12 protein-coding genes are annotated in these 13,349 nt (G+C 38.9%); 2 read left to right on the top strand and 10 right to left on the bottom strand.

Features of this window, described 5'->3' with window-relative positions:
- Positions 1 to 5 precede the first annotated feature (5 nt).
- Positions 6 to 854 carry a transporter substrate-binding domain-containing protein gene (locus MKY45_RS09175; RefSeq protein WP_332094481.1) on the bottom strand — a complete coding sequence of 283 codons (849 nt, stop codon included), beginning with the start codon at positions 852 to 854 and terminating at the stop codon, positions 6 to 8.
- 201 nt (positions 855 to 1,055) lie between these two features.
- On the opposite strand from MKY45_RS09175, the gene MKY45_RS09170 reads away from it, so the two are divergent.
- A complete protein-coding gene (locus tag MKY45_RS09170) occupies positions 1,056 to 1,259 on the top strand; it encodes a hypothetical protein (RefSeq protein ID WP_341172849.1) in 204 nt (67 codons plus the stop codon).
- Between the two features lie 175 nt (positions 1,260 to 1,434).
- Here the strand turns inward: MKY45_RS09170 and MKY45_RS09165 are convergent, their stop codons facing one another.
- The 5 genes from MKY45_RS09165 to MKY45_RS09145 all read right to left on the bottom strand — a co-directional run bounded on the left by MKY45_RS09165 (position 1,435) and on the right by MKY45_RS09145 (position 5,619).
- Positions 1,435 to 2,250: a YihY/virulence factor BrkB family protein gene (locus MKY45_RS09165; RefSeq protein WP_042533403.1), complete on the bottom strand. Its 816-nt coding sequence runs from the start codon at positions 2,248 to 2,250 to the stop codon at positions 1,435 to 1,437.
- A 202-nt stretch (positions 2,251 to 2,452) separates the two neighbouring features.
- Positions 2,453 to 2,749, bottom strand: coding sequence for a hypothetical protein (locus MKY45_RS09160; protein ID WP_042533401.1), 297 nt, complete (start codon positions 2,747 to 2,749; stop codon positions 2,453 to 2,455).
- 13 nt (positions 2,750 to 2,762) lie between these two features.
- Positions 2,763 to 3,230, bottom strand: coding sequence for a low molecular weight protein-tyrosine-phosphatase (locus MKY45_RS09155; protein ID WP_306432744.1), 468 nt, complete (start codon positions 3,228 to 3,230; stop codon positions 2,763 to 2,765).
- A gap of 191 nt (positions 3,231 to 3,421) precedes the next feature.
- A complete protein-coding gene (locus MKY45_RS09150) occupies positions 3,422 to 4,417 on the bottom strand; it encodes a glutaminase (protein WP_042533397.1) in 996 nt (331 codons plus the stop codon).
- A gap of 497 nt (positions 4,418 to 4,914) precedes the next feature.
- Entirely contained in the window at positions 4,915 to 5,619 is a 705-nt protein-coding gene (locus MKY45_RS09145) for a CAP domain-containing protein (protein ID WP_042533395.1), read from the bottom strand.
- 817 nt (positions 5,620 to 6,436) lie between these two features.
- Here MKY45_RS09145 and mreBH point away from each other — a divergent pair.
- A complete protein-coding gene (mreBH, locus tag MKY45_RS09140) occupies positions 6,437 to 7,444 on the top strand; it encodes a rod-share determining protein MreBH (RefSeq protein WP_256706037.1) in 1,008 nt (335 codons plus the stop codon).
- A gap of 353 nt (positions 7,445 to 7,797) precedes the next feature.
- On the opposite strand, the gene MKY45_RS09135 is transcribed toward mreBH, so the two are convergent.
- From MKY45_RS09135 to MKY45_RS09120, 4 genes are all read right to left on the bottom strand, one after another.
- Positions 7,798 to 8,970 carry a saccharopine dehydrogenase family protein gene (locus MKY45_RS09135; protein WP_042533391.1) on the bottom strand — a complete coding sequence of 391 codons (1,173 nt, stop codon included), beginning with the start codon at positions 8,968 to 8,970 and terminating at the stop codon, positions 7,798 to 7,800.
- Between the two features lie 52 nt (positions 8,971 to 9,022).
- Complete coding sequence (locus MKY45_RS09130) at positions 9,023 to 10,522, bottom strand: aldehyde dehydrogenase family protein (RefSeq protein ID WP_042533389.1); 1,500 nt, start codon at positions 10,520 to 10,522, stop codon at positions 9,023 to 9,025.
- A 393-nt stretch (positions 10,523 to 10,915) separates the two neighbouring features.
- Positions 10,916 to 11,812: a shikimate dehydrogenase gene (locus MKY45_RS09125; protein ID WP_042533387.1), complete on the bottom strand. Its 897-nt coding sequence runs from the start codon at positions 11,810 to 11,812 to the stop codon at positions 10,916 to 10,918.
- A gap of 31 nt (positions 11,813 to 11,843) precedes the next feature.
- The gene (locus MKY45_RS09120; protein ID WP_256706036.1) at positions 11,844 to 13,040 is read right to left on the bottom strand and encodes an MFS transporter; all 1,197 of its coding nucleotides are present in this window, start codon (positions 13,038 to 13,040) and stop codon (positions 11,844 to 11,846) included.
- Positions 13,041 to 13,349 lie beyond the last annotated feature (309 nt).

Genomic DNA, 13,349 nt, shown 5'->3' with positions numbered 1-13,349 from the left:
AACCTCTAAAAATCCAGACCTTCTACAATTTCGACTTCTACATCCGGTTCTTGTGAAGCATCTTCTTCGTAAAATTCTTTGGCCAGTTCACTTAATGTTCCGTCTTCACGCATATCATTTAAAGCACCATTCATTTCCTCCTGAAGCGTTGTAGATTCTTTTGGCATCATAAGAGCCTGCTCCGTCGGATTAAATTTTAAGGTTGGGTGCAAGTGTAAATCAAAATCAGGAAATGCTGCTACCCCAAATTTAGTTAAATAATAATCGTTTAATACTAAATCCGTTCTGGCTGTACTGATATCACTTAGATAAGCTTCATTCGGAGCATTGCCATAGGTTACCACTTCTGCTCCATAATGTTCTGCAATTTGGCTGTAGATAGTCGAGGCTGCCCCGCCGGCTTTTTTACCCTCTAAGTCTTCCAATGTTTCTATTTCTGAATTATCCGATTCTCTGACTGCTGCGACAATGTACGAATATTTATATGGATCCGTAAATCCAAATTTTTCTTGATTGGTTTCTGTGATCGTAGCATCATTTGCTCCTACATCAATTCTGCCGCTATTGATTGCGGTTGCTAAATCATCCGCTCCCATGATTTCAAATGATACCTCTAAATCTAAGCGCTCCCCAATTTCTCTCATAATCTCTACGGTATAGCCTGTCAACTCATCATTTTCATCGTAGTAGGATGCACCAATCAATGTTCCAGAAGTCCCTGCTACAATTTCCCCTTTTTCTTGTATGCTCTCCCAATGTTCATCTGTTCCCTCTTCCTGGTCTGCAGACCCGCAAGCAGCCAGCAACAATGTCGCTAGAAAAATAAAGCTAAAAACAAATATGTTCTTTCTCATTCGAAACCCTCCCTGTATTATACTTTTTGCATAAAATCAGTATAACAAAGAAAGATTTGTATGAAAACACTTTAGTATCCTGTTTAGGCTTTTCAATTTATTATATTAGTACAGAAATAAATCGGAGGCACATGCTTTTTAATTTCATTCTTTTAAAAACCAAGAATACCGCTTGGTCTTTAAAACATCGGTGTTCTTGCCATGGAGATGTCCGCTGCGGGAAGTCGCTTTCCGCGGGGCATAAGTGCGATTATGCTTCTGTCTGCGCCTGTCGGCTTGCCAATCAGCAAGTCTTCTTTTCACCCGCAGGGCATAAGTGCGACTTTGCTTCTGTCTGCGCCTGTCGGCTTGCCAATCAGCAAGTCTTCTTTAAAGGAGATGAGCTCGGGGCCCATGGAATGCTAGTGTTTTTCTGGGGTTGCGATTACTCACCCAACCATAACCCGTCGCAGCGGTCGCATTAACCTGACAACATTGAAGATTACTCACCCCATGAAACCCGTTAGAGCCCTATATTCAGCATTTTTATGCTTTCCTATCCTAAAAAAAAGAAACGGCAAGCTGACTCACCGTTTCTTTATTAATCTCTTTTCCAATTTAGAAGGGCTGCATTAAAAATACCGCCAATAATAATAATGATTCCAAATAAATAAAACCAAATCAATAAAATAATGATAGTACCTAAGCTGCCATAGGTAGCAGAAAAATTCCCCAGGTTATGTACATAAAAGGAAAATCCCCAGGAAACCAGCTGCCACGCAAGCGTTGCAAATGCAGTGCCCCAGACAACCTGTGAAAATTTGAGACTCCGGTTAGGTGCCAGCTTATACAAAAAGAGCAGTACAATAAAGAAGATAAAAGAAGACACAACCCAGCGCAAGGTTCCCCATGCTGCTAAAAAAGATTCTGTAAAACCAATCCATGAAAAGAGATACGTGCCAATCATTTTTCCGAAAACCGGAAGCAGTAAGGCTAAAATAATAATTAAAACCATCCCTATAGTAAGTACCATCGCCACAAGCCGTGAAACGATAAATGACCGGTCTGTTTTTATCCCGTAAGCGTAATTAAATGCTCTTGTAATTGCATTGACCCCGTTGGATGCTGCCCATAATGTTCCAATAATACTGATAGAAAGCAGTCCGCTGTTTTGAACAGTTAATGATTGCAGATTTGTTGTAATCAGCCCCATCACCTGTTCCGGTGCAAAATCACCAATTGTTTCTAAAATTAAATCCATATCAATTGGCAAATACGGAATCAAATTAAGTAAGAAGATTAAAAAAGGGAATAAAGACAAAATAAAGAAGTAAGCAAGCTGAGCTGCTAGTCCAAACACATCCACTTCCCCATAATGCCTCCAAAAATATTTACCCACACTCTGCAGATTTCGAATATTTTTCTACCTCCCCTTCCCACTTTGAAGACGGCTTGTTCAAAAAAGGAGAAGGCCGATGCTACCAAAGATAAACATTCCTTTTTTTAACTTTCACTTTAAGGGGATGTCCAAAAATCCCAATACAAATGCCACGGCAAATTTCTGCGTTGCTGGAATTTTTGAACACGCACTTTAATCCTTCAAATTTGAACATCCTATACTATTCTATTTCTTTATTTGAAAATTTATTCGTTACTTTATCTAATGTTTGTTCTACTTGCTCTAAAGCATTCATTGCATTGGCTGACCCGCTTTCAAAAGCTTCGTTCACCTTGTCCACTGTACTTTGCAGACCTTGAATTGCTTCAGAAGGATTGCTGATATAATAAGATGAAGCAGATTTTACCTCTTTTACTTTTCCGCAGGCATAACTGCGTGCTTCTTTATCCAATAACGCTACTGCACCTCCTGCTACCGCTCCTGCTACAACACCTAAAATAATTTTACGTTTTCCCATTAGTATCTCTCCTTTAATCTAAATGATGCTTTTCTTTTAAAAATTGAAGCAGCCCATGGCAGCCCTCTGAAACTAATCGATATGTCTGATCGAAATCCCCGGTATAATATGGATCAGGGATATCCTCTTCTTCTATGTCTTCCACAAATTCCATTAATTTCACGATAGCTGCCTTTTCCTGATTGTTGGATTCTGTAAGTGAATTATAATTATTCTGATCCATCGCAACCATATAATCAAATCGCTCATAATCATCTGCTGTCAGCAATCTTGATTCCATTCCATCACAGGAAATCCCCTGCTGCTCAAGTATCTCCCTTGTCCCGGAATGCGGTGATTCCCCAAGGTGCCAGTCGCCGGTTCCGCAAGAATCAACCTGAATCTTCTTTTCCAGCTGCTCTCTCTCCACAAAATCTCGAAATATCGCTTCCGCCATCGGGGAACGGCAGATATTCCCTAAACATACAAATAATACACGCACCAATACCTACACACCTCATTACTTATTTCTCTACTGCTTTTAAAAAAGCTCTTCCCATTCTATACCCCAAATATTAAAAAAAGGCTGGGATATTCTACATTAACTCCATTATAAGCAACTTAGTCTGATAAGCAAAGACTAAATTGCAGAAAGTTGTTATTCTGTTTCCATTTTTGTCGAAAAATATTTAGTTAAAACAAACTCAAATCCCAGCTGTTCGCAATATGACGGAGTAATTTAATTCCTGCAACACTATTTCCCTGCTTGTCCAAAGCTGGTCCAAATACACCAATACCACAGCCGCTTAAAAATGGCAACTCATTTTCACGCACTCTTGGAGGGACAACTGCCAGAATCCCGCCTGAAACACCACTCTTTGCAGGAATACCGACATAAGAAGCAAATTTCCCTGAAGCATCATACATCCCGCATGTCAACATTAAAGATTTGGCAATACGTACGATATTCCTGGGAATAATTATTTCTTCTGTTTCAGGGTGAATGCCATCATTCGAAAGAACCAGGCCTATACGGGCTAAATCATCTGTCGTAACATTAATCGAGCATTGCTTAAAATATGTTTCTAAGGTTACTCCTAAATCCGATTCTAAATACCCTTCTTCTAATAAGTAATAACCAATGGCTCGATTTCGCATGGAAGTATCACGTTCCGATACATATACATCAATATCAATTTCCGGACGGCGGCCGATTATTTTTTCCATTAATTGAAATAATGGCTCCAGCTTTTCATCTGATGTGTTCCCGCTTAATAATGATGAGGTAGTAATTGCTCCTGAATTGACCAGAGGATTAAATGGCCTCTGGTGTCCCTTAACTTCTAAGTGCATAATAGAGTTAAACGCTTCCCCTGTCGGTTCCACATCCACTCTTTGCAGAACATAAGCTATTCCTCTGTCCATACATGCCGTAATAAAGCTAAGAACTTTAGAAATACTTTGAATAGAAAACTCATGCTCCACATCACCAGAGCGGATTTCTGTTCCTTTCTTACCAATAATCGTAATGCCTAAAGAATTGGGATCTGCTTCTTCTAATTTTGGTATATAATCAGCAACTTTTCCAGTGTCTGTCTGTTTTTTAAAAAACTCTACCCAGCCATCTACATATTCTTGAATCCATTGCTCCGTTTTTTCTGTATTTAAATTCACATGTCCTTGTACCATTTTGACACCCCTTTACTATAAATTGAAACTATCTTCATTCTAAAACTTCTTATAAAAACTATACCCCGTAAATCATCATTTTAGCCGTCAATCTTTTCCATGATGCATTTATTTTCTTACCTGACAGAGAGTTTGGCCGGAACAATCAACCAAATGATAAAAAAGCACTCCTTTTTTCGGCAGCTAAAAACCACAAAAACTTCTGTCATTACAGCATTTTTGTGGTTTTCACTATTGTAGCATGAAGCATCTTATGTAAGAAAAACCAAGAATACCGCTTGGTCTTTAAAACATCGGTGTTCTTGCCGAAGAGATGTCCGCTACGGAAAGCGAAGTATATTTCTGGGGTTGCGATTACTCACCCCATGAAACCCGTTGGAGCGGATATATTCAGCATCTTATGTAAAAAACCTCCCGTATGAATGGCTCTTCAATAAAAAGCATTGTCATTCACGCGGAAGGTTTTTCATTTATCTTATTCTATTAAAAGAATCTGTTTATTTTCCAATAAACATTTGAGTCCAATAGTTGCCATCTTCTACATGACCAATTCCAATGTGAGTGAAATCACCATTCATGATGTTTTCACGGTGTCCTTGGCTGTTCATCCATGCATCTACAACTTCTTCTGGAGATTGCTGTCCTTGAGCAATATTTTCACCCGCAGTATTGTAATCAATACCGAAGCTTTGCATCATATCAAATGGAGAACCATAGTTCGGGCTATTATGATCGAAGTAGTTATTTTCTTGCATATCTTGTGATTTCGCGCGAGCGACTTCACTTAACTCAGTGTCTATTTCAAGCGGTGCAAGACCTTCTTTTTCTCTTTCTTGGTTAGTTAAGTCAACTACTTCTTGCTCAAATTGACTTACCTCTCCATCCGCTTGATTATTTTCTTGATTTTGCTGAGCTGCTTCCTGATTTCCAGCCTCTTCCTGATTTGCTTCTTCAGATGACTGATTTTCAGCTGGCGCCTCAGCTTCTGTATTTGGAGCTGCTTCTCCGTTTATCGTATTAAAGCAATCGAAATTGCTCGTATTTAATGTGTCCCAACCTTGCCCGTTCACAGTATAATCGTTCTGTGCGGAATTTTGAGGAAAGGCCCCTGAATTTGCAGATGCTTCTACATCTGAAACGAACGCTCCTCCAAATAATACGGTTGCTGACAATGCAGTAGCAATGCCTACTTTCTTAAACATGCACATACACTCCTTTTTTTGTTGTTTTGTTTTGTGCGAAATCATCATAACACAGGGTTTTCTGTAATATTTGAAATAATCAAGGCAAGGTTTACCAGAGCTCTTTTTCCCACTCTATTTTTTTGCTTCTAAACTTGTAAAACCTTATCAAATCTACTATTCTAAATGAAGTATAATTCTCCTGCTTTGGAAATTACTCAATTGACAGGAAATCATTTCTATAAAATGAATATTGACAAGTTTCTACAGCAGGTCTAATGTTACATCATAAGCACATTTGTAACAGAAATGTTACTTGATTTCATTTTGCTTATGTTTTATTTTAAAAACTAGTTCTTTCTATATAATAAAGGGAGTTCAATACCCCCAAAAAAGCAATCATTTGATAGAATAGTATTTTAAGAAAATGAAATAATTTTGTTATTATTTATCGATAACCAGTAGACCTATAGTAGCAGCCGATTTAAAATACACGCTGCGCTGGTTACGATATTTTGTCGTGATTTGTACATTATTACTATAAAGAATCAAAAAATGTAATCATTTAAATTTAGATATGTATATGTATGAAATGTATAAAAACGGATATGAAACAGACTGATATAAAGAAATGTTTTTTCATTCTTTTTGAGGTTTATTGAATATTCACTTACAGAGGAAATTTAGAAATCCAATAAAAATAAGGCGTTGGAAAAGGAACTTCTTGGTCTTATTTACTGGTCTTTTTGAACACGTACTTATATGGAAAAGTGCCGTAGCTTATCTTTTCTGTCTAGAATCAAAAATAAAAATGGAATTATAATGGAGGATTTTATATATGTTTTCAAGTGCTGAAATTGGTATTGATTTAGGAACTGCAAATATTCTGGTGTATTCAAAATCAAAGGGAGTTGTTTTAAACGAACCTTGTGTAGTAGCAATTGACGTGAATACAAAGCAAGTAATGGCTGTCGGAACAGAAGCAAAGGAAATGGTCGGTAAGACGCCGAAGAATATCATCCCGATCCGCCCTTTAAAGGATGGGGTAATTGCAGATTATGACGTTACTGCTCAATTACTGAAGGAATTACTTAAAAAGGTAAGCAAAACATTAGGGATGTCTATGCGTAAACCGAATGTCATTGTATGTACCCCATCAGGCAGCACAAGCGTAGAAAGAAGAGCGATTCATAATGCGGTATCAAGCTATGGCGCAAAACAAGTTCATTTAATTGAAGAGCCTGTTGCTGCAGCAATCGGTGCGGATTTACCGGTGGATGAGCCTTATGCAAATGTGATCGTGGATATCGGAGGCGGTACTTCAGAGGTTGGTATTATTTCCTTTGGAGGTATTGTATCCTGTAACTCTGTACGTACTGCAGGAGATAAAATGGATGAAGAAATTATTCAGCATATCCGGAAGCAATATAATATTTTAATCGGAGAGCGCACTGCCGAAAATATCAAAATGGAAATTGGGTATGCACATCCAAATCATAAAGAAGAAACAATGGAAATCCGCGGCCGTGATATGGTTACTGGACTTCCAAAAACAATCGAAGTTACTTCTACCGAAATTTATGCGTCCTTAAAAGAATCTTTAGAACAAATTTTAGAAACGATTCGTTCAACATTAGAAGAATGCCCGCCAGAATTGAGTGGTGACATCGTTGATAACGGGATTGTTCTTACAGGCGGCGGTTCTCAACTAAATGGAATGCAGGAGTGGCTTGCAGAAGAGCTTAGCGTTCCTGTTCATATTGCTCCAAATCCGTTAGAATCTGTTGCTATTGGAACTGGACGGGCGTTGAAAATGATTCATAAATTACAAAAAGCAGTAAAATAGAATTTATTTTTCTCTGAGGTGCACCCAGAAATAGAATAAATTGCGATATTTAATTCATTTTTGCTCTATCATAATCATATACGGGGACTTATAACCCCTGTATATGATTAAAATAGCTTTTCCTTTTAAAAATTAGAGTTTTAAAGGGCTTTTTAAAGCTGTCTAAAAGAATGTTAGAAAGAAACGAAGCAACGAGCTCACTTAGTTTCTCTCTCCATCTTTTATATTTAAAGTACAATCGTCTCTTTTGAGTAAAATCAACCAAAGGTTCTTCCTTTTTTTAAAATACCAATAGGGGAGTTCTTTTTCTCGTGCTCTTTAATGAAATCGTTTTCTGTATTAGTTTATCTTTGTCAAGAAACTGTGGAGTGTGTTTCCATCGATATTTTTTCTTTTATTATTACTCCCCTTTTCGCCATTTCGTTAATATAAGCTTTTCCCGGGATGATTTTTTCAGGCGGATACACTCCTTTTTTGGTGACAACCCCTCCTGCAATCATCTGTGCAGCAATAGATATGGTGTTTGCTGTCGCCCGTGCCATCGCCGTCACGCCTGTCTCCTGATCTTTATACGTTACCATTTCATAGGTGAATATTGTTTCTACACGCTTATTATAGCCTGTAATCACAGCACGTAATAAAACAGCATCCTCTTTATCCTTTAAATCAACAATGGGGTCAAGCACCTTCAGCAAAACCTTGCGGGGGCTGACTTTTACGCCATCGATAACCACCTCATAATTGTTTCTGGTTAAATTCAAATCGACCAGTAGCTTGAATTTTTCTGCATGCCCGGGATAACGTATTGTTTTATATTCTAATGTCTCTAAATAAGGAAAAGACTTTGTCAGTGTTGACGTTCCGCCTGAGGTGTGAAATGCCTCCAACTCTCCAAAATCAGCAAATTCTATCGGCTCTATTTCAGATAAGGATGGCACGGTGATTAATTTATGATTCCGGATAATCTCTGATGGATCGGTATAATGATCTAATACACCTTCCATAGAAAATACATGATTATATTTTAAAGGAGCTTCCGGCTGGACAGGAATCCCGCCTACAAATAATTGAATGGAAGCTGCTTTTTCTAATTTGCTGGCACCATAACCGGATAATATATTGATCATACCGGGGGCTACACCTAAATCAGGGATAATCGTTACACCGGCAGCCCTCGCCTCTCCTTCCAGCTCCAGCACTTTATCCGTAATATGGTCAATATGACCTCCCAGATCTACGACCGAGGTGCCCACTTTGATGCCTGTTTTCGCAACCGTCTCATTAAAGGTATAAAATAAAGCATTCACTACTACATCAAAACGGCTCATAAAATCAGCGAGCTCCGCTTCATTTTTTGCATTTACCTGATAGGCCGTCATCAGAGGCGATTGAAGCTGATAACAAATATCCTGAGCCCGCCCTAAATCGATATCTGCAAGACCAATTTCTTTGATGCCCTCACTATTTGCCAAATCTCTTGCAACCTCTTTTCCCATGAGGCCGGTTCCTAACACTCCTATTTTCATGCTAATTCCTCCTTTTCGCTTCCTGCTTTTCAAGGCAACCTATCATGATAGTCTATGCATCTGTATCAATTTGGGCACGCTGCAGCTTCCCGCTATAATCGACATAGACTGCCTTCCATTCTGTAAAAACATCAAGCGCCTGCACACCGGAATCACGATGGCCATTCCCCGTGCCCTTTGTTCCTCCAAAAGGTAAATGGATTTCCGCTCCTGTTGTTCCGGCATTGACGTAAACAATCCCCGTATCTAAATCACGCTGCGCTTGAAAAACTCGATTGACATCCTTGGTGAATATAGAACTGGATAAGCCATACTTCACCTTATTATTTGCAGCAATGGCTTCTTCAAAATTATTTACTTCAATGAGTGAAACAACCGGCCCAAAAATTTCTTCCTGTGCAATTCGCATATCTATCGAAACGTCAGTAAATAGCGTCGGTTCAAAGTAAAAGCCTTTCTCATAATTTTCTACAGTAAGCTGTTTGCCGCCAGCAGCTAATTTTGCTCCTTCTTCTTTCCCAATTTCTATATATTTTAAGATTTTATCTAAGCCGGTCTGATTAATGATTGGACCAATCTTATTATTGGAATCAAGTCCATCTCCTATCGTCAGGTTTTTCATCGCTTTTAATAAACGTTCTTCCAGTGTTTTTCGAACAGCCTTATGGACAATAACGCGGCTGCAGGCGGTACAGCGCTGGCCGCTTGTTCCAAAGGCGCTCCAGAGAATCCCTTCTACGGCTAAATCAATATCTGCATCTTCCATTACAATCACAGCATTCTTCCCGCCCATTTCAAGGGAAACCTTTTTCAATTGTTTCCCGCATTCCGTTGCTACCTTTCTGCCTGTTTCATTGGAGCCGGTGAATGAAATAACACGGATTGCATCATGCTCAATCATTGCCTGCCCGACGATAGCACCAGAACCATAGACAACTTGAAGAATTCCTTTTGGCAGTCCTGCTTCCTCAAAAATCCTTGCTAATTCATTTGCCATAAGCGGGGTTTCCGAGGAAGGCTTCCAGATAACTGCATTCCCGGAAACAATTGCTGGAAACGATTTCCATGTCGCAATTGCAATCGGGAAATTCCATGGCGTGATAATCCCGACCACCCCGACTGGGCATCTCTCGCTCATCGCAAATTTATCCTTTAATTCAGAAGGGGTAGTCTGCCCAAATAAACGCCTTCCCTCTCCTGCCATATAAAAAGCCATATCGATTCCTTCTTGAACCTCTCCCCGTGCTTCTTCAATGACTTTCCCGTTTTCCAATGTTAATAGCTGAGATAACCTTTCCTTCCGTTCCTTCATCATTGTTCCTGCTTTATACAATAGTTCTGCACGCTGCGGCGCAGGTACCAGTGCCCACTCCCTTTGTGCAATACGTGCTGATTCTGCTGCCTGTGTAATTGCTTCTGCACCGGAATTAGGAACTTCTGCAATTACTTCTCCATTTGCCGGATTATAGACCTTTTCCTTATTTGTTACCTCTGTCCATTCACCGTTAATAAAGTTTTTTAAATTTCTTTCTTCTTTTGTAAGCGTTATCATTTTGATTTCCTCCCTTTTAAAAAATGATTCAATCACATTTCTCAGGTAAGTTCATTCATCAAATTGATTTGAGATGATTATAAAATTCATATAGCTTGAAATACGATGACCGTTTCCCGGACTCTTTGAAAGATTCAAAAAGATTAATTTGGTCTTGCGTTCTTCTTTCTCACAAAATAATTTACTCTTTCTAATTTTAGTATAATGGAACTGCCAATATGTTTACAACTAATTTCAAATAATTTTCAGAAATTGACATATATACTTACATTGACTTATGTTTGACGGATAATAGACAGTCTTCATCTTCATCGTTTAAAAAATTAGCTGGATAAAGTCCGGTTAAAACCAAACTGCATCCAGCCAATCAAACGCTTTTTTAGGTTGCTTCAATTAAAACATGATTTTTTTTATTTTTTCACGAGGCATTTCCTCACCAGTGAATTTTTCGAATGCAAGCGCCCCCTGCCAAAGCATCATGCCAAGGCCATTAATCGCTGTACTGCCACCTTCTGCTGCTTGCTGGAGCAGCTTTGAGCGCTGCGGGTTGTACACTACATCGGTAACAACAAGATCATCACGAAGCACGTCTAACGTATCGTCGATAATGCTCAGATCATCAAGCGGCTTCATACCAAGGCTTGTAGCATTAGCAAGAACGAGGCTTTCAGCAACTTCGCGGCGAAATGCTTCTTTATCCTCAAGCGGTAAAATATTTGCTTTTACTTGGTATTCTTGCATTTCTTCATTGATGTATTTCACGTTTTTTTCTGCATTGCTGAAAAATTTATCATCACGGGCGAAAACACTAATTTCCCGGATACCTGATTGAACAAGCTGCGTGGCAATTGGTGTAGCAACCCCGCCAGAACCAACTAATGTGACTTTTTGTCCTTTAAGTTCGACGCCGTGTTCAAGCAAATTAGACACATAACCAAGCCCGTCTGTGTTATATCCTTTTAGCTTGCCGTTTTCGTTCACAACAGTATTGACAGCACCAGCATGCTTCGCACCTTCATCAAGCTCGTCCAAGTATTGAATCACTTCCATTTTGTTTGGCATCGATATGTTAAACCCAATAGCTCCTATAGCTTTCATACCTTCTACAGCCTTCTCTAATTCATCGTTGCCTACTTCAAATGCAAGGTATGCATAATTTAAATCTTTCAGCGTATAGCCTAAGTTGTGCATACGCGGAGATAAGCTGTGCCCAATCGGTGTAGCGAGAAGCCCAACCAATTTCGTGTAACCATCTATTTTTTCTAAGTTTTTTTCAAAATCTGCTGCCATCCTATCCATCTCCTCTATTTTATTCTTACCCTTAAGAAAAAATCTTTTTTCTTCGGGAAGCGATATAAAGTGCTAACAGAATACCCAGTACTGCAATCACCATATCAAACACAAGGGTCATGCTGATTCCAATATAACCAACAAGTGACCCGGTAATGATTGGAACCAAAATAAAAGCGGCACTTGATGCAATATTTACATAAGCTGTTGTTGTTCCTTTGTTTTTCCGGAAAAAATCAGTCATGATACTTAACGCCAGCTGGAAAAGTCCTGAGGTAAATAATCCTAATAAGAAGGTGCTGACCAGAACAACCGGGTAGGACTCAACAAAGAACAGTAAAAGCATTGCAATAAAAGCTATAATTGGATAAACGATTAAAACAGTAATCGGCTTAATAAATCGATCCAGAACTACAGCAAGCAATATTACTGAAACCAGAGCACCAACGCTGAAATAGCTGAGCAGCTGAACAGAATCATGTTCACTTAAGCCGATAAACTGTTCGCCAAGTTCAGGTAACCATGTTTGCCAAACAACAAATAATGCCGTTGAAGTAAAACCAATTAAGATAATAGCAAGGCCTTCTCGCATCATGGATGGCTTGGCTTTTAATGCTTTCTTATCCTGTTCTTTATCTGATTCCTCATCTTCTGAAGCATCGCCATTTTCTACGTCAGGGAAAGGCATAAAGAACAAGTAAACGCCGCTAATGACATAAAGAATACCGAGGATAAAGAATGACCATCCCCAAAATATGCCATTTGCTGCTAAAAAGGAAATCAAGAATGGTAAAACGGTTGCTCCAATAGAGACAAAAGCTTTAACTAAAACAGTTGCTGTGCTCGATTTTTTCGGAAATGATTCAATCAGCGCCGGGTATGTCCCAGAATCCAATAACGAGTTAGCAATCCCAGCAGTAATCGCGAATGCAAATGCTAAATAATAGCTTGATGTCAGCGGCATACCGAGCAAAAACAGTAAATACAAAAAACTCGCCGCAATAATAATTGGCTTACGGCCGATTTTGTCAGAAAGCCTGCCCACAAAAAATAAAGCCGCTAATTTCCCAATACCGATAGCTGAAACGAGAAAACTGACCTGAGAGGGAGTCACATCATACAGTCGAGATAAATTACCCATATTAGAAGCAATAATAATATTGATCATGCCGAGCATGAAAAAGTTTAAATAGAGGCCAATTGAGGTCTTTATATAAGGATTGTTCAACTTCTGTCCTCTCCTTTTGTTGTTACTAATTGATATACTTAGAATTAGTATGAGCGGCTTAGAAAAATCTATTCTCCTTCATTAATGGGCTTTTCTTGCTTTATATTGGAAAGACTAAGAAAACCAAAAATATCACTTAGTTTTTTAAACATCCGTATTCTTGCTAAGAAGATGTCCACTGCGGGAAGCGAAGTGTATTTCCGCGGCCTAAGATTACTCACTCCAAAAAAACTGTTGGAGCGGTTATATCCAGCTATTTCTATAACCATTCTTATTCTTTAGGAAAGGTTGTCCTTTATTAAAAGGCTC

It is taken from the genome of Oceanobacillus sp. FSL K6-0251 (assembly GCF_038004725.1).
GTDB classification, from domain to species: domain Bacteria; phylum Bacillota; class Bacilli; order Bacillales; family Amphibacillaceae; genus Oceanobacillus; species Oceanobacillus oncorhynchi.
Note: the sequence above shows the minus strand (reverse complement) of the source record. Positions and strands in the feature narration are given on the sequence as shown.

Excerpts from the sequence above, each read along its gene's own strand:
- MKY45_RS09175 (WP_332094481.1), bottom strand. The coding sequence starts at position 854 with ATGAGAAAGAACATATTTGTTTTTAGCTTTATTTTTCTAGCGACATTG.
- MKY45_RS09170 (WP_341172849.1), top strand. The coding sequence starts at position 1,056 with ATGGAGATGTCCGCTGCGGGAAGTCGCTTTCCGCGGGGCATAAGTGCG.
- MKY45_RS09160 (WP_042533401.1), bottom strand. The coding sequence starts at position 2,749 with ATGGGAAAACGTAAAATTATTTTAGGTGTTGTAGCAGGAGCGGTAGCA.
- MKY45_RS09150 (WP_042533397.1), bottom strand. The coding sequence starts at position 4,417 with ATGGTACAAGGACATGTGAATTTAAATACAGAAAAAACGGAGCAATGG.
- MKY45_RS09145 (WP_042533395.1), bottom strand. The coding sequence starts at position 5,619 with ATGTTTAAGAAAGTAGGCATTGCTACTGCATTGTCAGCAACCGTATTA.
- mreBH (WP_256706037.1), top strand. The coding sequence starts at position 6,437 with ATGTTTTCAAGTGCTGAAATTGGTATTGATTTAGGAACTGCAAATATT.
- MKY45_RS09135 (WP_042533391.1), bottom strand. The coding sequence starts at position 8,970 with ATGAAAATAGGAGTGTTAGGAACCGGCCTCATGGGAAAAGAGGTTGCA.
- MKY45_RS09130 (WP_042533389.1), bottom strand. The coding sequence starts at position 10,522 with ATGATAACGCTTACAAAAGAAGAAAGAAATTTAAAAAACTTTATTAAC.
- MKY45_RS09125 (WP_042533387.1), bottom strand. The coding sequence starts at position 11,812 with ATGGCAGCAGATTTTGAAAAAAACTTAGAAAAAATAGATGGTTACACG.